Below are 20438 nucleotides of genomic sequence, written 5' to 3'. Positions count from 1 at the left end.
AATCATGATCATACAAGTAAAAAACCTGGAAAAGTATTATCGCACAGATGAAGTACAAACCATTGCACTGAACAAATTGTCATTCGAGGTGAAAGAAGGAGAATTCGTTGCCATAATGGGGCCTTCAGGCTGTGGAAAATCAACCTTGCTGAATATCGTAGGGCTGCTCGACGAAGTCGATGCCGGAAGTTTTGTTTTTAAAGGCCAGGAAGTGGCGCATTACAGTGAACGTCAGCGGGCCAGACTTCGCAAGCATAACATAGGATTTGTATTCCAGAGTTTTAACCTGATCGATGAACTTACCGTGTATGAAAACGTAGAGCTGCCTCTCATCTATACGGGGGTAAAACCCTCTCAACGCCGGTTGCAGGTAGAAGCAGTTCTTGAAAAGATGCAGATCACCCATCGCCGAAACCATTTTCCTCAACAATTGTCAGGTGGCCAGCAACAGCGCGTGGCCGTAGCCCGTGCAGTGGTGCATAACCCTAAACTTATCCTGGCAGATGAACCCACGGGGAACCTTGACAGTTCGAACGGTAATGAGGTGATGCAATTGCTTACAGAACTCAATAAAGCGGGTACCACCATAATTATGGTAACCCATAGCGAACACGATGCGCAATACAGTCACAGGGTGATCAGGATGCTCGACGGGCATAAAGTAACCGAAAACATCATGGCATAAGATACCTTCATCATGATCAGAAATTATTTCATTATCGCATGGCGAAACCTTAGCAGAAATAAGGTTTATTCGCTTATCAATATACTCGGACTTGCCATTGGGATGGCAGTAACCATGCTTATCGGGCTATGGATCTATGACGAAATAACCTATAACGACTATTTCACCAAAAGCGAGCGTATCGCTCAGGTATACCAAACACAGACATTTAACGGTAAGAAAGGTACAGGACCGGCTATTCCCAGACCGCTTGAAGCGGCTATGAGAGAGGATTACGGGAATAACTTTAACCATATCGTCATGTCTTCCTGGCAACAAACCTATTATCTCCAGAACGGAGATAAAAACCTAAGAAGAGACGGACATGCATGGCAAAACGGGGCTATCGATATGTTTGGCTTTGAAATAATAAAAGGTGACAGGAACGGGCTGGAAGATCCGAACTCCATCATGTTATCTGAAAATACGGCAGAAGAATTGTTTGGAGATGCCGACCCCATCGGGAAGGTCATTAAAGTGAACAGTGAACACGATATGATGGTGACGGCGATTTTTAGAAACATCCCTGAAAACAACACCTTCGATGAAGTGGAGTTTATGGTTCCCTGGCAGCATTATGCTGATACAAATGAATGGATCGCCAATGCGTTGCAGCATTGGGGAAACAACTCCTTTCAGATGTTTGTTGAAATAAAAGAAGGGAAGACCATGGAAGAGGTCAGCCAACTCATAGGACCGGTAAAATATGAAAAGGCAGAGGGCGAGAAAGAATATGACCCGGTTATGTTTCTGCATCCCATGAAAGACTGGTACCTCAGAGGAGATTTTGAAAATGGTGAGAATATCGGGGGTCGAATTGAAAATCTTTGGTTGTTTGGTACCATAGGTCTTTTTGTTCTCCTGCTGGCCTGTATTAATTTTATGAACCTGAGTACTGCGCGGTCAGAGAAGCGCGCCAAAGAGGTGGGTATCAGGAAAACCCTGGGATCAGAAAGACCACAGCTGGTAAGACAATTCCTTGCTGAATCACTGTTCATCGTTATGCTTTCCTACCTTTTGGCAATGATAATGGTACAACTATCCATTCCTTCCTTTAATGAGTTATCGGGGAAAACAGTAGAAATACCGTGGGGTGAACCAGTATTCTGGATTTGCTGTCTCAGCTTTATTTTGATTACCGCCTTTCTGGCCGGCAGTTACCCGGCCTTATATCTTTCATCGTTCAATCCCGTCACCGTACTGAAAGGAACCTTCAAGGCCGGACGCTACGCCTCTCTTCCGCGGAAAGTGTTAGTGGTAACTCAGTTTTCTATATCTGTAGCCCTGATCATAGGTACCCTGGTGGTCATGAAGCAGATCGATCACAGTAAAAACAGGCCGGTGGGTTACAATAAGGAAGGACTAATACAGATACCCGTATTCAGTAAAGATTTTGAGGGGAAATATGATCTGATGCATGAAGCCTTCTTACGCTCGGGAGGAGCGGTGGCCATGTCAGGGTCTATGAGCCCTGTAACCTCAGTCTGGTCTAACCGCTCCGGATGGACCTGGGAAGGAAAGCAGGAGGGATTCCAGGAAGATTTCGCCTGGGTCGAAGTAACGCATGAATATCCTTCATCCATGGGACTGATCTTTACCGACGGAAGAGATTTTTCACGGGAGTTCGCTTCAGATTCGAATGCGGTTATTTTGAATGAGACAGCCGTTCGGTATATGGGAATTAAAGACCCGGTGGGGAAATTGATACGCGATGAAGATACAGGGGAAGAAGCACAGGAGCCGATGAAGATCATCGGAGTGGTGAAGGATATGGTGATGCAATCGGCTTACAAGCCGGTCAAACAGACCTTGTTTGTTTTCAGCAAAGAGGGCAACATCAATTATTACAACCTTAGACTGAATCCTGAAAAATCGGTAAAAGAAAATCTGGAACTGATCGAACAGACCTTTAAAACCCATTTCCCGGCCTTGCCTTTTCAATTCGAATTCGTAGATGAAAATTATGCATTAAAGTTCAGGGCAGAAGAAAGAATAGCAAGCCTTGCAGCGGTATTTACCGTTCTGGCCATATTTATCAGTTGCCTGGGGCTCTTCGGTCTGGCATCTTTTGTAGCGGAACAACGAACCAAGGAAATAGGGATCCGGAAAGTGCTGGGTGCCAGTGTGAGCAATCTTTGGCTGATGTTATCCAGAGAGTTTCTGCTTTTGGTGATGCTGTCATTGCTCATCGCCATCCCCATTGCTTATTATATCATGCAGAACTGGATCACAAAATTCGATTATCGCACGAATATCAGTTGGTGGATCTTCATTTCTGCCGGCCTGGGTGCAATTTTTCTGACTATTTTCACCATTAGTTTCCAGGCTGTCAGAGCTGCTTCCGGTAATCCGGTAAAAAGCTTAAGGGATGAATAACCGGCAGCAGGCAGAACGGAAAAATTTTTAATATTTCGAGACTGCATATTTATATACCGAGGTCTGTTCCGGGAGGTTTCTTTTCAAGTAAAAGCAAGCCGGGACAGACCTTGTTAAGATAACTGATCAGAAAAATCAATCTTCTATTTCCAGGGAAACCGGGCAATGGTCAGAGCCTTTAATTTCTGAAAGGATCTCGATATTTTTTACTTTATCGATCAGTGATTCACTTACCAGAAAGTAATCAAGCCGCCATCCTATGTTCTTCTTTCTGGCATTAAAACGGTAGCTCCAGTACGTGTATGCCTCGGTATCGGGATTGAAATGACGAAATACATCGATAAATCCGCTTTCCAGCATTCGGGTCATACCATCGATCTCGGTCTGGGTGTATCCGGCCGTCTTGTTGTAGTTGGATTTGTCGTTTTTAAGGTCGATGGCCTGGTGTGCCACATTGAGGTCGCCGCAAACCACCACCGGTTTCTTAGCTTCCAGATCTTTCAAATAGGAAAGAAAATCTTTATCCCATTCTTCCCGGTAATCAAGACGGTTGAGTTCGCTCCCTGAATTTGGGATATAGACATTGACCAGGTAAAAGTTTTCGAACTCTGTACAGATGATCCTGCCCTCCTCATCATGCTCTTGCTTATTCATTCCTTCTGATGTTGACACAGGCTCCTTTTTGCTGAGGGTCGCAGTGCCTGAATATCCTTTTCTTTCGGCAGCACTGAAGCTCGCCTTATAATCTTCCAGCAGTGGCGTTAACGCTTTTTCCGTTTCCGATTCCTGGGCCTTGGTTTCCTGCAGACAAAGCACGTCAGGATCCAGGTCATCTATGATCTCAAAGAAATCTTTTTTTACTACCGCCCGAATTCCGTTTATATTCCAGGTTATAACTTTCATGCCCCTATTTTTTAAGTAAGATAGGCAATTCATCATAAATTAAGAGGCATTATGCTCTGTTGCTATGCCACTGGATTAATCTGCTTTTCCCGGTTCTATGGGGATTAAGAAAAAAAGCCCGGGTTGGGCTTTTAATTCAGGAGGATTAATTCCCGATCAGTGCAGGTCTTCGAGGTGTTCCACTTCGTTCAGGGTTCCTTTAAGATTGATCAATTGTGATGTAATTGTTTGTCGCAGATTCTCGGGAAGTTGATCATGATCGCTCAGTACATCTTCGTACTCTTCCAGACTGGCTTTATCCCCGCGAAGGCATTCTTCTAGCATGGCTTCATCATCATCAGATGAAAGAGCCGCTTTGATATCCATCCAGGTTCGGTGCATACTTCCTTTGGCACTGCCTTCAGTATCCAGGTCGTCGGCTGAAACGTGTTTAGAAGCTTCTTCACGCAATCTTCCTGCAAAATCAGCGCGCTGCGTTGATTGTTTCCTAAAGAAGCTTTTTAACTGGGCATCATCAGCCTGGTCGGCAGCTTTTTGATAACCTTTTTGGGCATCCAGGTTTTTCCGGATGAGATCATTGATAACGGATTTAATTTCGCTTTTTTCCATGATTAATTGATTTTGGTTTTCTATTGGTTAATGCAGCAGGAAAAGGGTGTTCGGCTCTATTTCGATCAGGAGTTCAGGAAAGCATCACAAGCTTTTACACAGGTACGGCAGGCACGTGCACAATCTTTACAGTGGTCATTTTCATGCTGGTCGCATTCGTCGGCACAGGATTTACAGACTTCGCGGCAGTATTCGACCAATCGGTCGGCGTTGGCAGCTGAGACAAGCAGAATATTATGTAATGCCTGACACACTTCAGCACAGATACGGTCCTGTCGTATACAGGAGACCATTTTATCGATTTCTTTTTCGTCCAGACAGGCGTCAGCACAATGATTACATGCCTTGGCACAATCGGATAAAGCGATGAGAAATTCTTTATTTTTCATAAGGGTGTATTAAATTGGTTTTCAGTAACTTACGAATTAAAGTAAAGCCGTGCCACTAATTAACAAACCCTTAATAGACCGGGTGTTAGTGCATGGTGACATTTCCCCTTCTGTAATTTTCAGTTAATAATTTTTAATGGAACAGCAATATGAAAAAATGGTTTGTAAGCACCCCTGAAGATGCCTTGGCAATAGTGTTGACCGCTTTAGGAATATATCTTGCGGTAATTATTTATACCAGGGTTTTTGGTAAAAGAAGTTTTTCCAAGATGTCGAGTTTTGATTTTGCGATGACGGTGGCGGTGGGATCTATGATCGCTACCACGGTTCTCTCTTCCAGTGTTTCGCTGTTTGAGGGCATAGTGGGGTTACTGGCTATTTATAGTTTTCAGCTTACGGCTGCTTTTTTTCGACGTAGTAAACGCTTCCGGAGGATGGTAGACAATCAGCCTCTGCTCCTTATGGATGGGGAGCATATCTTAGAACAGAACCTTAAGCGAGCAAGGGTTACAAAAGGAGATCTTCGCTCAAAGCTCAGAGAAGCCAACGTAATAGAATTATCGGAGGTGAAAGCAGTCATATTTGAAACCACAGGTGATATTGCGGTACTGCACACGAGCAACCCTGAAAAGGAAGTGGCCGACTGGCTGTTAAAAGATGTCATCAAAGATCCGGAAAGTGAGTATAAGGGAATATAAAATGGAGGTTATATATAATCTATTCGGATCAATTTTAAAGGAAGGTTTCAGATGTCTTAAAGTTAGTGATTTAGGGGAGTTTTGGTTGAAATATTTTGTACCTTATAAGAAGGCAGGTTCATACGATCTGTAATTTCTAAATCAATAAATCAGTCATCATGTCATTACTAACCATTATATTAAACATTCTTTTACCACCTCTTGCGGTTTTTATGAACCACGGTGTCGGAGCTACATTTTTGGTAAGCATTGTCCTGACACTGATCGGTTGGATACCCGGAGTGATACACGCGTTTATTGTCAATCAATAAGCGTATCGTTTCGCATTTAACCCTTTTGTTGGGAAGAAAGTCTGAGCATGTGAAATAACAATGAAGTAAACATCTTTCATAGTTTAATGAATCAATTCCGATGCCGTTATTAGACGGGTATAAGCCCATAAAATCAGGGAATTGTCAGATGTTGTTATTTCAGAAGTTGATCTTTGAACTCTTTAAGATCTTTCACCACCCATTGCGGTTTATTCTGTAAAGGATAAAGCGCATTTCCCGGTCTCTTTATAAAGGCAGTCTGCAGCCCTGATTTCTGTGCCCCGTAGATATCCCAGGCATGGGCCGCCACCATCATGCTCTTCTCGGGGTCAGTCTGCATAGCCGAAAGCACATAATGATAGGTGTCAGGGTGGGGTTTGTATTTTTGAACGCTTTCGACGCTGTAGTAGCTGTCAAACAGATTCAGCAGGTCTGCATTCTTAAGTTGCTTTTTAAGCGTTACTTCAGATCCGTTGGTCAGCGCCACCAGTTTATAGCCTTCTTTTCTTAGTGTCTGCAGAGTATCAGCCACATCATCATGAGCAGGCAAAGAGGTGATCATGTTCATGATCTCTTCAGATCTTTTGTCGGTTAATGATTTACCAAAGCGATCGGCTAACATCTTCAGAACAGCTGCTCCCAACTCATCAAAGCTCACATAACTCCCGGTCAGGGATTCGATCATGGCATATTTCAAAAGGTTCAGAAACCAGAGCTCCGAAGCCCTTTCTGTTCCGAGTTCATCTTCGATGGCCTTTTTAAGAGGCTCCATGTCAAGAAGTGTCTCATTTATATCAAATATGATCAATTCAGGTTTTTTACTCATTTTCTGTCAGTTTACATGGCCCGATGGTTCTTCGTACCTGATTTTAGGGCATCGTATTGAGATGCCATCATCTGGTCTACTTTTTCAGGCTCCTGCTGGTTTAATTTTATCTGTTGTTTTTTCTCCTCTCCTCCAAGAATCACATTGATCGCGCCCTCTCTCAGGCCCTCTATGGTATGGTCGGCGACCTTTTCAGGACTATCCATATCAGGGGCATTAGCGGTTTTCATCATATCGGTGTCGGTAGCCGTCGGATAGACGGTCATCACGTGTATATTCCCGCGTATCAACTCTCTTCTGAGCGCATCAGAAAACTGGCGCAGACCGGCCTTAGTGGCAGCGTATACACTGTAAAACGGCATAGCGACGTATCCGAGACCGGAAGAAACGTTGACGATCGCAGCCTCAGAGCTGTTCTGAAGTAAAGGCAAGGCTCTTTTGGTCAATAAAGCGACCGCCGTCAGGTTAATAGTGATCTGGTTCTGTATGTCGTCATCGGTCATTTCCTGTAGCGGAGCGGCACTGACCACTCCCGCATTGTTGATGAGAATATCGATCTTATCCCACTTCTCTCGTACTGTGTTTATGAGTCGGTTCAGGTCGTCGATTTTTGAAACATCTCCCTGCACGGTCAGGATTTCGCAGTCGGGAAAATCATCTCTCAGGGTATTCAGCGGTTCGAGTCTTCTTCCCATGGTAGCAAATTCATTTACTCCCTGGTCATGAAGTTTTTTTATGATCGCTTTTCCGATCCCGGCACTTCCACCTGTGATCAGTACTTTTTTTCCTTTTAATTCCATCGTTTATTTTATCTGTTTTTATTTACATAATCCCGATAAGTATCGGCCAGTTTCTGTTTCTGGTTATCATCAAGGGCTTTGCCGGCCAACTGAAATACTTCGTGTTCTTCTTCGTCAAGATGATGGGTTACCATTTCTTTCAGGTCTTTGGCCGATCGCAACCAGGCAGGAGAGCTCATGTCGGTACTCTCAAGATTCTCCAGGAGTTCATCGATATCGTGATGTTCTGCGATGCTGTGTCTGGCCTTGTCCTGGGTCAGGTCTTTCGATATCATGGGTTTATAGAAATAGCGTTCTTCAGCATCTGCGTGCACCCGTAGCTCCTTTTTGAGTTTTGAGAATACGGCTTTCCGGGTTTCTGTTTCTCCGGAGGTGTCTGTAAGTTGATCGAGAAGCTTACGCTGTATATCGTGGTCTTCTCTGAGTGCTTCGAATATGTTCATATGTAAAGGTTTTACATCTCGTGAATCTCTTTGGCGGCTCTTGCACCCGAGCGCAACGCTCCTTCCATGGTACTGCGCAATATGCTGGTATGTTCTCCGGCAAAATAGATACGACCCTCGGGTTGCTGTAATGCCTTGAGATGCTGACTAACATCGCCCGGTGCCGGAAAACTGGGGCCTCCCAAAGCATACGGGTCTTTCCCCCACGCCTTTATATAGGTCTTTTGCAAGTGATCCTGAGTACCCGGATGCACCTTTTCCATACTTTCCCCCACAGTGTTTATCAGGGTTTCTGCCTTCATTTCAGCCAGGGTCTCGGCCTGTTTTCCGGCAGTATAGCTTTCCAGTATGGCTGGATTTTCAGAAGGACGATCAGCATTGAGATGGGGTATGACCTGCCCTGCCTTAAGATCGGTAAAAGCCATCCCCGAAAGGTTTTTCTGTTGCCAGAAAGGTTGTTCTACCTGGAAGTAGGCCCTGGTAAGGTGCAAGACAGGTACTTCTGAAACGGCTCTTTGTTTTGCTTCAGAAAGGGGAGGGGTGAAGCTGATCTTTTCGGTTACCTTAAGCGGGACGGTACAGATGACGTAATCGGCACTTAAGGTTTCATTGTTTTCGGTGGTAACCATCACTTTTTCTCCTTCTGTGACGACCTCTTTGACAGGTTTTCGATATTGTACGACATCTCCTAATTCTTTTGCCATGGCCCGGGGTAATTGATCATTACCTCCCACAAGAACAAAAGGCATGGCACTCATAAATAATCCGAAATCGCTCACCGCCATGGAGAGAGCAGATGTCTCTGTGGGTACTGCAGCGAACCACTGGGTATTCTTCATCAGTTCAACCGCACCGTCACTCGCTCCCTGCTCTTTGAGATATTCAGCCAGCGATTGCTGATCCATCGAAATCAAAGGCTCTTTATCCCAGTTCGAGGGTTCGCTGATCTCCGGCGGTAAGGTGTCGATAATGTATTTCTGAACTATTCCCATGGGGCCGAGCTGCTGTTCCTCTTCTGTAAGGTCATAGGGCCAGTTTACCTGTTCCCCGGGACTTACAGACATCACCTCGCCATTTAGAATATAGGTGATAGGCTCATCAGGGAACGCCCACGGAGCTCCTTCAAGATTGTATTTTTTGATGTACTCATTGGCCAGGGTATACGATTTTGAATAGCCTACCGCACCTTCATCGACATAAAGCCCGTCTGCGAATTCATCTCTTACAGTCGAAACGCGCCCGCCGGGCCGGTCTCTGGCCTCAAGCAGAGTGACGTTATGACCTGCTTTCCTGAGTTCCATGGCAGCAGACAGACCAGCCAGACCCGCACCAATAACCAGTACGTTCTTTGCCTGGGTGGTACTGTCAAAGATGCGGTCACTCGCACTTAAAGGGTGTAACATGGCCCCGGCGTACAGAGCGCCCACAGAGAGACCAAATTGTTTTAAAAAATCCTTCCTGCTAAGATTGTTGTTTGATTGTTTATTCATAATTGGTGGTTGGTTGATTGCTTGTTTTTCAGCAGGATAAGTTCTGAAGGGTACCTTAAAAGATAGGAAAAAACAATGAAAAAAAACAATACTTTTACAACATGAGGCTTCATAATTGAATTCGATAAAATCCATATCGCTTCCCGAACACCTTACCCCTTATTTCAGGGAATGTTACTTCTGTTCTTTCGAAAGCAGGGATTCACCCTACATCCCTGTTGTAGATGATGGGTGCCATGACCTGGTTATCTTCAGGGAGTTGAATTCCAGCTTCATTTATGGGGAAGATAAGAAGGTGATCCCATTAACCTTCCCGGTTTTTACGATACAGGGAGTGGAACACCCCTTCCGAATACAGATTAATGGTACGTTGCATTTCACCACTCTTAAGGTGCAGCCCTGGTTGAATACCGCCTTTTTTCCGATGGGAAAATCTGCAGGAGTGATCGATATGGGCAGAATGTACCCGGAAGCTGAATCAGCATTGGTCCCAGGACTTCTCAACGAGAAGGAAGAGGCGCAAATAAAGAAACTGGTTGTTGACTTTATGGAGCTTATGGTAGCAAGGATACAACCCGAAACAGATGAATTGATCCGTTCTGTTTGTACCCGAATATATGAAGCAAAAGGAATGATCAGTGTAAACCAGCTTTCAGAAGAATTTGAATACAGCAGGCAGGCTCTGAACAATCGATTTAAGAAAAGAGTGTTCTACGGGTTAAAACATTTTATCATGATCGTTCGGATTATGAGCCTGATCAAAAGGAAAGTGAATCACCCTGAAATAAGTTTTACCCGCCTGGCTCATACTTTTCAATATTTTGATCAGGCACATTTTAACAGGGATTTTAAAAAGGTTACAGGGCTGGAACCTAAAGTATTTTTTGCCGATCTGTCACCATTTTTAGTCCGACATCTGAAAACTCCGCCTGATCCTTGTTAATTTTAGGAGTTTTGCAGAAGATTAACACAATAATTTCCGGGGCCGTAGTATTTTCACCTTCATATGCATAGGGCTCATATGACCCTGCCCTCACAGAATCACTTATGATATCATATTATAAACCTGCTTTAATCTTTTTTTACCTGAAAAGGTCCGTTTTTCTTTTGCTGACAGCTGTTGTTCTCTGCGGATGTTCCACCCCCTACCAACTTGAAAATGATTATATATATCGTCAGGATTGGGGAAGAGGCGATGTAAAGTGGAAACTTGTCTGGGAAGATGAATTTGAAGAGGAAGATCTCGATACCCTCAAGTGGAGTAAAGTTCCTCCTGCAGGAAGTTCCTTTGGGCGTTATATGAGTACTGATGAGGATTGTTTCCGACTGTATGACGGAAAGTTGTTTCTGAGAGGAATCATTAATAAAACAGAGACTAAAGATCAGCGACGTTATCATACCGGGGGGATACAATCAAAGGGTAAATTTGCATTTCAATATGGTCGTGTGGAAGTCAGGGCACGCATCGAAAAGGCAAAAGGGGCATGGCCTGCCATTTGGATGCTCTCTGAATTGAAAAAATATGGTGATTATCCCAATAATGGAGAGATCGATATCATGCAATATGTGAATTTCAAGGATCATATCTGGCAATCGGTTCATTCTCATAATGTGTTACGCTCAGACCGGGCTACAGACGATGAATTCTATGCCAGGGTACCAGCCGATGTGGCCAGGTATAACGTATATGCTCTTGAATGGTATCCCGACAGGCTGGAGTTCTATCTGAATGGAAAGAACACCTTCACCTACAAAAAAAAGGAGGGAGCCCTGCCCTCAGAGTGGCCTTATGATCAGCCCTTTCATTTGCTGATCAACCAGCAGCTCGGCGGATACTGGGCAGGAGCGGTGAATTCAGATCATCTGCCGGCAAACTTTGTAATCGATTGGGTACGGGTGTATCAATAAAGCAAGCTTACCATTTTTACAAGGTTATCATTTCTCCTTTGACAATCTTTGCGACCGGAACAAAAAAGATGAACCTATGAATTTCTGGAAATTATTTTGCATACTCCCCCTTCTTTGTATTATTGAGGTTTCGGCTCAACAGGCACCGGACCCCCATTATTTTGACCGTGCGGCTCTGGCAGAACGGTATATGGCAGCTCTTACCGAATTACAACAGTTCAACGGTGTTTTGTTGCTGAGCTCGGGCGATGAGCTGTTGCTAAATAAGGCCTATACCATAAAGGGTGATATTCCTCCTTCCATGGAGGTCAATACTCATTCACAATTCGATATCCGGTCGGTCTCGAAATTATTTGCGAAAGCAGCTTTACTCGAATTACAGGAAGAAGGAAAAATACAGCTGTCAGATTCTATCGGGCTTTATATTTCGGGGCTTCCCTGGGGAGACAAAATTACCCTGGTGATGTTGATGAATCACAGTTCAGGCCTGGGCAGAGAACTAAGCGGATTTGACGGAGATCTCATCGAGGTGGAACCTGAGGAAATGATGGGATTGATCAGTAAGGAATCTCTGGAATTTGAACCCGGTACAAAATCACAGTATTCCAACCTGGGTTTTCAACTCATATATTACCTGATCGAACAGGTAAGCGGAATGACTTACCCGGTTTTTCTGCGGAAGTACTTTTTTGAACCCTGGGGTATGAAGGCAAGCGGAGCACATTTCTATGACCCGACGGCTTCTCTCGAATCTTATGCTAAGGGACATTATATGAAAAACGACAGCCTGAGGGTCATTGACCAACTGGATCGCGAAGATGCCAGATTGGGCCATTTGTTCTCAACCACTGGAGATCTCCAGTTGTTTTTAGAGGGAATCGAAGATAAGCCTTACGCCGGCAAGATCTCTGAAGATGGGATCATTACTCATGCAGGAGGAAGCAGAGGTAAACGAGCCTGGGTTTATGCAGATCCGGATCATGATTTTAAGATTGTATTTCTGACCAACTTTGACGACATACCTTTTGAAAGATTGACCCGGGACCTCGTGAAAATAATGAAGGAAGAAGGCGTTGATATTCCTCGTCCGGTAAACCGCAATTCTATTGAAGTATCTCCTGAAGTACTCTCCAGGTATGAGGGGACCTTCGACTTTGCGGAGGCTGGCCATCTGAAGCTGACGTTCAAGGTTGAAGAAGGATCTCTTACGGCTTACCAGAACGGAAAAAAGGCCGGTACCCTATTCTCAGAGAGTGAAAGGGTGTTCTTCTGGGACCCTCAGAGTGATGAGTCTTTGGAGTTCGTGCCAGACAGTGAGGGTGAGTTTTATGCCCTGATGGATTTTCAGGGAATACAATGGAAGGGATATCGGCTTCCGGAAAAGGACCAGTGAAGTTACTGCGAATACCATAGGAGCCTTATTGCTTCATTAAATTTGCTTTCGAACTGAAAAGTGAAGTTCTTGCAACGTAGGTTGAATTTCAGGGTCTATACTTTAGAATCAAAACAATTTCTATGACATCAATTTTGTATGCGCTTAAGAATCATTTCATAATCCTTTTAGCTGTTTCCTTCTGTTTGCAGGTGAAAGCCCAGCAAATACAGTATCAGCAGATCGCAGCTGAGTTATTGAAAATGGAAAAGACCGACCAGTTGGCTGCTATTAATGCTCACCCGCCTGCAGCATACAGCCATTTCACTCAGGAGCAATGGGAGGTGTTTAAAGACAGTATTTACAGAACTCATCAGAAAAGAGTCGAGCAGATCTTTGATCAGATAGGATTCCCGGGTTTTAAACAAGTGGGGAAAGAGGGAGAACAGGCTTTCTGGCTTATGGTTCAGCATAGTGACCACGATCCTTTCTTTCAAAAAGAGGTTCTGAAAGCCATGAAAGCCGAAGTGGCCGGTCAGAATGCCGATGCAAAGCATTATGCCTATCTCACAGACCGGGTCATGCTCAACACAGGAGGAAAGCAGGTCTACGGTACACAGGTGAGATATCGAAGGGACCGCTGCCAGGCTTATCCCAAACCTTTGAAAGATAGTATACAGGTAAATCGTCGCCGGGCCGGGATAGGGCTGGAGCCTCTTGAAAGCTATCTCAATATAATGACCGAAATGCACTTTACGATGAACAAAGAATTTTTCTCTGAAAAAGGCATCAAAAAACCCACTTATTACAAGGTTCCGGAAGATTGATAAAACATTGCTACAAGTGTGATCCCTGCAGCTACAGCTTTTTATCATATCTCATTCACGCATGAATGTAACAGATTCCTCTTCAGTTGTAATGTCAACTCTTATCTGAAGTTGAATAACAAGATGCCTCTTTGAAATAATTGATCTTGTTCGGTTACGGCCTTACTGCTGTTGACCAATGCCTGAATAGCTGGTGCATTTTAAACTGTAATGGAAAAATTAATACGGTTTTTTTCTCCTTTCTTTCCAGTTTTTTTGCTCTGATACACCGTATGTTAGGGTGATGAGATAAAAAAGTGGAACACCTCCTGATTACAGACTGATAAATGTCATTCCTTCCCGGTACCCGTCGGGGTATCTTAGCTGTAGAATTATTGAGCAACTCTAAACATCAAGCCTATGACAACTCAAGTACAATTCGTTCATGCCACCACCAACCAGAACGTAAAGGAATTACTGGCAAAAAAATTACAAAAGATCGTTGCCAAATATGACTGGGTAATCAACTCATCTGTGATTTTCAAGGAAGAAAATGACAGCAAGGGTAAGGGGAAGATCTGTGAAGTGGAACTAAGTGTTCCCGGGCCAAGGATATTTGCCTCTGCCAACGAAGACAGTTTCGAAAAGGCTGCCGATGTAACAGTCAGAGAGCTTCAGCGCCAGTTAAAAAAGAGAAAAGCCAGCATGATGAGACACTGATAATTTGATTTAGCGAAACATTTCATTTCTTTCATGATTTTTTCCCTGTGGGCGGTTCCGGTCACAGGGTTTTTTTATAGGTTTTCATTTCGCCGTCTTCCGGTATCCAGACCTTTTCTGTGAGATTTCTTGCGGAAAGCCATTCTCTCAGGTCTGTTCTGGAGGTAGTGCAATGGTTCACTCCTTCCATATGGTTGGCCATCACTTTTCCGGGAGCGGTTTCGATAAAGGAAAGGATATCTTTCTTATCCATAAGCAATGGAGCCAGAAGATCCAGCCTGGCAGTACCCGCGGCTAAAACTGAAATATCGGGTTGGTCATCTGTAAGCACCTGTCGAACCTCGGGAGTTAAAACGGTATCTGAGCTGAGATAAATAGAAGGTTCCCCTGGTAATTCGATCAGGTAGCCCATCACATTTCCCATCAGACGGCTAACAATCCCGTAGCCGTGTAAAGCTGGGATTCCCTTAATTCGTCCCCCCATAAATGATGAGGTTTTATGATATTCGATGAGATGGTCAACATCAAGCCCTTTTTTTCTGAAATGATCTCCATCCTGAACGCTGCAACTTACCGGGATGCGATTCTTTCTTAAATAAGCGATACCAGCATCATCTATATGGTCTGCATGCCGGTGCGTGATCAGGCACCTGGAAACCCCGTCGAGAAATTTTTCAGTCTCTGCGAGAAGATCGCAAACCGGATTGCGTTTCGGATTATTTCTCAATAGCGTAAAGGAAGGGAAAGCACCTGCCTTTGAAAGCATGGGGTCGATCAATAAACGACTCTCCTTCCATTCGAGCACCATACTGGCGTTTCTCAGATGGTATATTCGCATGTTTTTTTTATGAAGATATGAAATAGTCTGTCATTTTTCAGCCCTTGTTTCAGGATGCCAAATAAACCAAATCCGGTCATTTGCAGCTTAACGATTATAATGGCATGTTGTTGAAAATAAATGGTTTAAAAAACAAGCATTTCTATCTTTCTGTTCCAGAAGACGAGGTTATAGTTTTTTGTTGGTTAGGTATTAAAAACCCGGTAGTTAGCTCATAGCTGCCGGGTTTTTTATTTGATGCAAAGGGCAACGTTGATAATTCGTAACTTTAAAGAAGATGTCCCCCACTACCGTCTTATGTAACCTTGATTACTGACAGCTGGTAGTGCTTGCCGTATTTTAGCCTGAAAAATTATCAGGGCATGCAAGAGCCTTTTAATATACCTGACCATATAAACAAACTTCGCCGAACCCTTGTGGTATTCACCGCGGCGGTCATGCTGCTGGCATTATTTATTTTTATCACCTCTAAAAATCCGTCCATTATCGATTTTTCCTCTCCGGAAGAAGGCCCCTGGGAATTAAAAGATCCGGTCACTGCATTTTCTTCAGGGGAAATGCCCGGGGAGGTCAAGTATGGTTATATGATACTTACCGAAACTTCCAAATGGATCGGTCCGGATGCTCATGATACACAGATGCGTTTTTCGGGAAATCATCTCAGTTGTACCAATTGCCATCTGACACAAGGTACCCAGGCCGGGTCAGCATCCTGGGTGGGTGTTCCGGGACGGTTTCCACAGTTCAGGGGTAGAGAGAATAAAGAAGGAACCCTGCAGGAACGTATCAACGGTTGTATGGAACGAAGTATGAACGGAAAGGCTATACCTGAAGGCTCCAGAGAAATGGGCGCGATGATAGCCTATATGGAATGGATCAGTGAAGGCTTGCCACCTGAAATGGAAGCAAATTATAAAGGCTTTACCGATTTGAAAATACCGGAGGTAAAAGTCGATCTCATGGCCGGGAAAGCCGTTTATGACAGAGAATGCGTTATTTGCCACGGTGATGACGGACAAGGGATTCCTTCTGAATCGGGATACCAATATCCGCCCCTGTGGGGTAATGATACCTACAATAACGGGGCTGGAATGCACAGAGTTTTGACCGCCGCCCGATTCATCAAAGCCAACATGCCTTTTGGGATAGCCACAAAAGAAAATCCTAAATTAACAGATGAAGAGGCGTATCATGTAGCCGGCTATATCAATAGTTTTGACCGTCCTGAGAAACCCGGACTGGAAAGAGACTTCCCTGACCTGAAATTAAAACCCGTTTCGACCCCTTATGGTCCCTGGGCAGACGAGTTCAGTGAGGAACAGCATCGATGGGGCCCATTTTTACCGATCATTGAATTTTATAAAAAAGAATACGGAATAACGAAAACCAAATGACCCTGAAAAATCCTGCTTACCTGATACCTGTTTTACTGTTCTCATTTTTTGCCGCGTCTCAAGAAAATCTTGAGGTTTCCAAAGGGAAATTAGGCGGACAATGGAGAACCTTCTATATGGCAACCTTCAACAAAGACAGCCTCAAGGATTTTGAGGCTCTGGCCACCGGGGGATATATCAAATACACCTACGATTTTAATAAAAATCTCAGTGCAGGGGGAGCTTTGTATTCTTCCCTTAACACCAAGATTCAGGACCTGACAAAACCCGACCCTACTACCGGCAGAACCAGCCGCTATGAGGAAGGACTTTTCGATCTTTTGAATCCAAGCCGTGATCTTCTCGTGATCCTGGGTGAAATGTACCTGGACTATCATACAGACTTTCACCGTGTGAAGGTTGGTAGAATGAAGATCAAAAGTCCGTTCCTGAATGGGCAGGACGGGCGTATGATACCCACCCTGGTTCAGGGAGCCTGGTATACCTATTCTCCCGGCAGATCTCAGTTCCAATTTGGGGTACTGAACGAGATCGCGCCGCGCTCCGGAAGCGAATTCTTTTCGATAGGTGAAAGTATTGGAATTTATCCCTCAGGGAGAACTCTTTCGGGTGCACCTTCCATGTATGAAGGAAATACGAATTCTGATTATGTCATTATTGCCTCAGCTTCCATGCCCCTGGGCAAAGGCATAAAGACCACTCTATGGAACTATTATACCGATAATGTTTTTAATACCTTTTATCTGAAACCCGAGTTCGATCTCAGTAAGAACTGGAACCTGCAGTTGGAATGGGTGCATCAGAACCGGGTAGGAGAAGGAGGGAATGATGAGGAAGCGCTGAGGTATTTTACCGCAAACACTTCCGATGTTATTGGAACACGCCTGGCTTATTCATGGAACCGGTCTTCGTTATCACTGGCATGGAACCATATTCTTCCTCATGGGCAATTCCTTTTCCCCAGGGAATGGGGACGTGAATTCATATTCAGTTTTCAAAAGCGGGAACGCAGTGAGGGGTCAGCAGATAATCATTCCCTGGTGCTTTATTATGACCAGCGATCGCGGATAGAGAGGCTGGGACTCGATCTGCAATCGATCATAAGCGTGGGACGGCACTGGAAAGCGCCTGTTACCAATCCGGAGTTGAATAAATATGCTTTCCCTGATTATACCCATATCAATCTTGATCTCCTTTTTGATATTGACGGACTAAAGGGATTGAGTCCGGAGGTACTCATAACCGGAAAAGTTTCACACGGTGATTTTCCCGACAATCCCAATTTCATTTTTAATAAGACCGATCTCCTGCATGTGAATCTGGTGCTGAACTATAATTTTTAAGAAACCCCGGTTTTTTTAATCCTGATACAGGGCTGAAGTCCCTGAACCGGCTATCAATAACTGGTCTCATCAAGCTTGACCTTCCCCTTAAAGGTACGGTAAACGAATATGGTATAACCAAGTACGAGCGGTCCGCCAATGGCTACGATGGTAAGCATGATGCGTAGCGACTTCATGGAAGAGGCGGCGTTATAGATAGTGATGTTATAAGCGGGATCTAAACTCGATATGAGCAGGGTGGGGTAGAGTTCTATCGCTACCAATACAAGACCGAGGCTGATAGTCAGAGACGAGAAAAAGAAAGCCAGGCGATATCGTTTTTTACTGGCTAGTCGGGGCACATTGGCAATGCTCAGAAAGGTAAGAACCGGAACCAGAAATAAGCTGGGATTTTCTTTGAAATCGTCAGAAAGATGCGGAATGTAAAGCAGGGTGTATAAGGTGGTGATACCGAAGCTTACCATGAAAAAGATCATGCCTCTTTTTAATAGGAAGGTCAGTTTTACAAATAGTCTGCCCTCAGTCTTCAGCAGGAGATAAATAGCTCCGTGCATCATAAAAAGCGATAGGGTGGTAATGCCGGTGAGCAATGCATAAGGGTTCAGGAATTCGAAAAAACCGGCACCCTGGTACATATAGTTCTGTCCGATGGCAATGCCTTGCAATACATTACCCAATACCACTCCCAGGAGAAAGGCGAGCATGATGCTTGAGATACTGTAAGCCACGTCCCAGGTTTGCCGCCACCATCGCATAGGTTCCTTGGAACGAAATTCTATGGCTATGGCCCTGAAAATAATGAACAGCAGGAACAACATAAAGGGTACATAAAGGGAAGAGAACAGGGTTGCATACATTATGGGAAAGCCTGCAAAAAGGGCACCACCACCGATCACCAGCCAGACTTCGTTGCCATCCCATACAGGACCCACTGCGTTCAGGGCGACACGCCGGTTGATATCCTTCCTGAAGAACAAATGCCAGGCACCGGCCCCGAAATCAAAGCCATCTAAAATGGCGTAGCCTGAAAAGAGTCCCCCGACCACCAGAAACCACCAGGTCGGGTAGTCCAATCCTAAAAAATATTCGAGGTTCGTATTCATGACAACAGTGATTTTGTGATTTCTCGGGTAAGCGGCCGGTCATTATCATCGCTTTCATCATACGGACCGTGTTTGATCTTTTTTGTAAGCAGATAGAGAAATAAGAGCAACAGGATCGTATAGACGATAAAGAACAGGATCAGGGAAAAAAGGATCTGGTTTTCGGTTACGGCCTGCGAAAAGGCGTCTGAAGTGCGAAGCAGTTTATATACTACCCATGGCTGCCTGCCCATCTCTGCCGCGAACCAACCGACCTGGTTAGCGATCTGCGGGAGTATAACCGCAAACACGAATACCCACAGCAACCATTTTTTCTCAAATAACTTGCCTCTGTACCACTGAAAGCAGGCAAAAAGCGTCAGGATGATCAGCAGCATGCCGATAGTTATCATGATATGATAGAACTGAAATACAGCATTGACCTGCGGTGGTCTTTCATCTTCCGGAAAAGCTTTAAGTCCGGTGACAGGCTTTTCAAAGTCATAGTATAGCAAAAAAGACAGGCCACCGGGAATTCTCAGACCCTTAACTGTTTCAGACTCTTTATCAACCCACCCGAAAAGGTACATATCTGCCGGGGCATTGGGTTCAAAATGCCCTTCCAGCGCGGCGAGTTTTGCGGGCTGATTTACCGCCACCCCGTTGGCCGAAGAGTGGCCGGTGACCAATTGACCTAAAGAGAAGATAGTGGCAACAACCAAAGCGATGCGAAAGGCTTTTTTTGAGATGGTGACATATCTGCCACGCACCAGATAATAGGCATGTACGCTGAGAACGAGGAATGCCCCTGCAAGAAAGGCACCCAGCCAAACATGCGTAAGCCTGTCTATACTGGACGGATTAAATACCATGGCCCAGAAGTCAGTGATTTCAGCCCTTGCATTCAGTCCTTCCCCTACGATATGGTATCCGGCCGGGGTTTGCTGCCAGCTGTTTGCAACAACGATCCATATGGCTGAAAATAAAGATCCAAGAAATACCCCGGTGGTTGCAACCATATGTACCCAGGGTTTTACGCGATTCCACCCGAATAACAGAACTCCTAAAAATCCGCTTTCCAGGGCAAAGGCAAAAATTCCCTCGGCAGCCAGGGCACTGCCAAAAACATCACCTACATACCGCGAGTATACAGCCCAGTTCGTCCCGAATTCAAACTCCATAACTATACCGGTTACCACACCAATACCAAAAGTGAGGGCGAAGATCTTTGTCCAGAACCGGGCCAGGATATGGTAAGCTTCTTTTCCGGTTTTCAGGTATACCCCTTCAAAGATCACCATGAGTAATCCCAGGCCGATACTCAAGGGTGGATAGATATAATGAAAAGCGATGGTGAAGGCAAATTGAATACGTGCCAGAATCTCTGTATCCATATCGGTTTTGCT

General features: G+C 44.7%; 21 protein-coding genes. 11 read left to right on the top strand and 10 right to left on the bottom strand.

The window, feature by feature from the left end:
- Positions 1–7: 7 nt before the first annotated feature.
- Together K7R10_RS04245 and K7R10_RS04240 are read left to right on the top strand one after the other, a co-directional pair.
- Positions 8–685, top strand: coding sequence for an ABC transporter ATP-binding protein (locus tag K7R10_RS04245; RefSeq protein ID WP_224483640.1), 678 nt, complete (start codon positions 8–10; stop codon positions 683–685).
- A 12-nt stretch (positions 686–697) separates the two neighbouring features.
- On the top strand, positions 698–3100 hold the full coding sequence (locus K7R10_RS04240; protein ID WP_224483441.1) for an ABC transporter permease: 2403 nt from the start codon (positions 698–700) through the stop codon (positions 3098–3100).
- 135 nt (positions 3101–3235) lie between these two features.
- On the opposite strand, the gene K7R10_RS04235 is transcribed toward K7R10_RS04240, so the two are convergent.
- The 3 genes from K7R10_RS04235 to K7R10_RS04225 form a co-directional block, all read right to left on the bottom strand.
- Positions 3236–4003: an exodeoxyribonuclease III gene (locus K7R10_RS04235; protein ID WP_224483440.1), complete on the bottom strand. Its 768-nt coding sequence runs from the start codon at positions 4001–4003 to the stop codon at positions 3236–3238.
- Positions 4004–4159: 156 nt separating this feature from the next.
- Positions 4160–4612 (bottom strand): ferritin-like domain-containing protein, encoded by a 453-nt coding sequence (locus tag K7R10_RS04230; protein ID WP_224483439.1) that lies wholly within the window; start codon positions 4610–4612, stop codon positions 4160–4162.
- A gap of 65 nt (positions 4613–4677) precedes the next feature.
- Positions 4678–5001: a four-helix bundle copper-binding protein gene (locus K7R10_RS04225; protein ID WP_224483438.1), complete on the bottom strand. Its 324-nt coding sequence runs from the start codon at positions 4999–5001 to the stop codon at positions 4678–4680.
- A gap of 149 nt (positions 5002–5150) precedes the next feature.
- On the opposite strand from K7R10_RS04225, the gene K7R10_RS04220 reads away from it, so the two are divergent.
- Both K7R10_RS04220 and K7R10_RS04215 read left to right on the top strand, forming a co-directional pair.
- Positions 5151–5699, top strand: coding sequence for a DUF421 domain-containing protein (locus tag K7R10_RS04220; RefSeq protein ID WP_224483437.1), 549 nt, complete (start codon positions 5151–5153; stop codon positions 5697–5699).
- 158 nt (positions 5700–5857) lie between these two features.
- Entirely contained in the window at positions 5858–6010 is a 153-nt protein-coding gene (locus K7R10_RS04215) for a YqaE/Pmp3 family membrane protein (protein ID WP_224483436.1), read from the top strand.
- Positions 6011–6164: 154 nt separating this feature from the next.
- Here the strand turns inward: K7R10_RS04215 and K7R10_RS04210 are convergent, their stop codons facing one another.
- From K7R10_RS04210 to K7R10_RS04195, 4 genes are read right to left on the bottom strand one after another with little or no spacing between them, the layout of a single operon-like run.
- Entirely contained in the window at positions 6165–6836 is a 672-nt protein-coding gene (locus K7R10_RS04210) for a haloacid dehalogenase type II (RefSeq protein ID WP_224483435.1), read from the bottom strand.
- A gap of 11 nt (positions 6837–6847) precedes the next feature.
- Positions 6848–7636, bottom strand: a complete 789-nt coding sequence (locus K7R10_RS04205) for an SDR family NAD(P)-dependent oxidoreductase (RefSeq protein ID WP_224483434.1) — start codon at positions 7634–7636, stop codon at positions 6848–6850.
- An 8-nt stretch (positions 7637–7644) separates the two neighbouring features.
- Entirely contained in the window at positions 7645–8079 is a 435-nt protein-coding gene (locus K7R10_RS04200) for a hemerythrin domain-containing protein (RefSeq protein WP_224483433.1), read from the bottom strand.
- Positions 8080–8090: 11 nt separating this feature from the next.
- A complete protein-coding gene (locus tag K7R10_RS04195; protein ID WP_224483432.1) occupies positions 8091–9569 on the bottom strand; it encodes an NAD(P)/FAD-dependent oxidoreductase in 1479 nt (492 codons plus the stop codon).
- Between the two features lie 115 nt (positions 9570–9684).
- Between K7R10_RS04195 and K7R10_RS04190 the strand changes: the two genes are divergently transcribed.
- The 5 genes from K7R10_RS04190 (at position 9685) to K7R10_RS04170 (ending at position 14375) form a co-directional block, all read left to right on the top strand.
- Entirely contained in the window at positions 9685–10512 is an 828-nt protein-coding gene (locus K7R10_RS04190) for a helix-turn-helix domain-containing protein (RefSeq protein WP_224483431.1), read from the top strand.
- Positions 10513–10676: 164 nt separating this feature from the next.
- Complete coding sequence (locus K7R10_RS04185) at positions 10677–11477, top strand: glycoside hydrolase family 16 protein (protein WP_224483430.1); 801 nt, start codon at positions 10677–10679, stop codon at positions 11475–11477.
- Positions 11478–11553: 76 nt separating this feature from the next.
- On the top strand, positions 11554–12870 hold the full coding sequence (locus K7R10_RS04180; protein WP_224483429.1) for a serine hydrolase domain-containing protein: 1317 nt from the start codon (positions 11554–11556) through the stop codon (positions 12868–12870).
- Between the two features lie 122 nt (positions 12871–12992).
- The gene (locus K7R10_RS04175) at positions 12993–13676 is read left to right on the top strand and encodes a DUF6624 domain-containing protein (protein ID WP_224483428.1); all 684 of its coding nucleotides are present in this window, start codon (positions 12993–12995) and stop codon (positions 13674–13676) included.
- Positions 13677–14075: 399 nt separating this feature from the next.
- Entirely contained in the window at positions 14076–14375 is a 300-nt protein-coding gene (locus K7R10_RS04170) for an HPF/RaiA family ribosome-associated protein (protein WP_224483427.1), read from the top strand.
- A 61-nt stretch (positions 14376–14436) separates the two neighbouring features.
- On the opposite strand, the gene K7R10_RS04165 is transcribed toward K7R10_RS04170, so the two are convergent.
- A complete protein-coding gene (locus K7R10_RS04165; protein ID WP_224483426.1) occupies positions 14437–15213 on the bottom strand; it encodes an MBL fold metallo-hydrolase in 777 nt (258 codons plus the stop codon).
- 362 nt (positions 15214–15575) lie between these two features.
- Here K7R10_RS04165 and K7R10_RS04160 point away from each other — a divergent pair, with 362 nt between their 5' ends.
- Entirely contained in the window at positions 15576–16607 is a 1032-nt protein-coding gene (locus K7R10_RS04160) for a c-type cytochrome (protein ID WP_224483425.1), read from the top strand.
- Positions 16604–17950: a hypothetical protein gene (locus tag K7R10_RS04155; protein ID WP_224483424.1), complete on the top strand. Its 1347-nt coding sequence runs from the start codon at positions 16604–16606 to the stop codon at positions 17948–17950. Before K7R10_RS04160 ends, K7R10_RS04155 begins: the two co-directional genes overlap by 4 nt.
- 53 nt (positions 17951–18003) lie before the next feature.
- Here the strand turns inward: K7R10_RS04155 and cydB are convergent, their stop codons facing one another.
- Together cydB and K7R10_RS04145 are read right to left on the bottom strand one after the other, a co-directional pair.
- The gene (gene cydB / locus K7R10_RS04150) at positions 18004–19053 is read right to left on the bottom strand and encodes a cytochrome d ubiquinol oxidase subunit II (RefSeq protein WP_224483423.1); all 1050 of its coding nucleotides are present in this window, start codon (positions 19051–19053) and stop codon (positions 18004–18006) included.
- The gene (locus K7R10_RS04145; RefSeq protein WP_224483639.1) at positions 19050–20426 is read right to left on the bottom strand and encodes a cytochrome ubiquinol oxidase subunit I; all 1377 of its coding nucleotides are present in this window, start codon (positions 20424–20426) and stop codon (positions 19050–19052) included. Before K7R10_RS04145 ends, cydB begins: the two co-directional genes overlap by 4 nt.
- Positions 20427–20438 lie beyond the last annotated feature (12 nt).

The sequence above is a fragment of the Robertkochia aurantiaca genome (assembly GCF_020166495.1).
Lineage (GTDB): Bacteria > Bacteroidota > Bacteroidia > Flavobacteriales > Flavobacteriaceae > Robertkochia > Robertkochia aurantiaca.
Note: the sequence above shows the minus strand (reverse complement) of the source record. Positions and strands in the feature narration are given on the sequence as shown.

Coding starts and splice junctions, on each gene's coding strand:
- K7R10_RS04200 (WP_224483433.1), bottom strand. CDS start 8,079: ATGAACATATTCGAAGCACTCAGAGAAGACCACGATATACAGCGTAAG.
- K7R10_RS04240 (WP_224483441.1), top strand. CDS start 698: ATGATCAGAAATTATTTCATTATCGCATGGCGAAACCTTAGCAGAAAT.
- K7R10_RS04220 (WP_224483437.1), top strand. CDS start 5,151: ATGAAAAAATGGTTTGTAAGCACCCCTGAAGATGCCTTGGCAATAGTG.
- K7R10_RS04235 (WP_224483440.1), bottom strand. CDS start 4,003: ATGAAAGTTATAACCTGGAATATAAACGGAATTCGGGCGGTAGTAAAA.
- K7R10_RS04230 (WP_224483439.1), bottom strand. CDS start 4,612: ATGGAAAAAAGCGAAATTAAATCCGTTATCAATGATCTCATCCGGAAA.
- K7R10_RS04210 (WP_224483435.1), bottom strand. CDS start 6,836: ATGAGTAAAAAACCTGAATTGATCATATTTGATATAAATGAGACACTT.
- K7R10_RS04175 (WP_224483428.1), top strand. CDS start 12,993: ATGACATCAATTTTGTATGCGCTTAAGAATCATTTCATAATCCTTTTA.
- K7R10_RS04155 (WP_224483424.1), top strand. CDS start 16,604: ATGACCCTGAAAAATCCTGCTTACCTGATACCTGTTTTACTGTTCTCA.
- K7R10_RS04170 (WP_224483427.1), top strand. CDS start 14,076: ATGACAACTCAAGTACAATTCGTTCATGCCACCACCAACCAGAACGTA.
- K7R10_RS04165 (WP_224483426.1), bottom strand. CDS start 15,213: ATGCGAATATACCATCTGAGAAACGCCAGTATGGTGCTCGAATGGAAG.
- K7R10_RS04180 (WP_224483429.1), top strand. CDS start 11,554: ATGAATTTCTGGAAATTATTTTGCATACTCCCCCTTCTTTGTATTATT.
- cydB (WP_224483423.1), bottom strand. CDS start 19,053: ATGAATACGAACCTCGAATATTTTTTAGGATTGGACTACCCGACCTGG.
- K7R10_RS04145 (WP_224483639.1), bottom strand. CDS start 20,426: ATGGATACAGAGATTCTGGCACGTATTCAATTTGCCTTCACCATCGCT.
- K7R10_RS04215 (WP_224483436.1), top strand. CDS start 5,858: ATGTCATTACTAACCATTATATTAAACATTCTTTTACCACCTCTTGCG.
- K7R10_RS04195 (WP_224483432.1), bottom strand. CDS start 9,569: ATGAATAAACAATCAAACAACAATCTTAGCAGGAAGGATTTTTTAAAA.
- K7R10_RS04225 (WP_224483438.1), bottom strand. CDS start 5,001: ATGAAAAATAAAGAATTTCTCATCGCTTTATCCGATTGTGCCAAGGCA.
- K7R10_RS04205 (WP_224483434.1), bottom strand. CDS start 7,636: ATGGAATTAAAAGGAAAAAAAGTACTGATCACAGGTGGAAGTGCCGGG.
- K7R10_RS04160 (WP_224483425.1), top strand. CDS start 15,576: ATGCAAGAGCCTTTTAATATACCTGACCATATAAACAAACTTCGCCGA.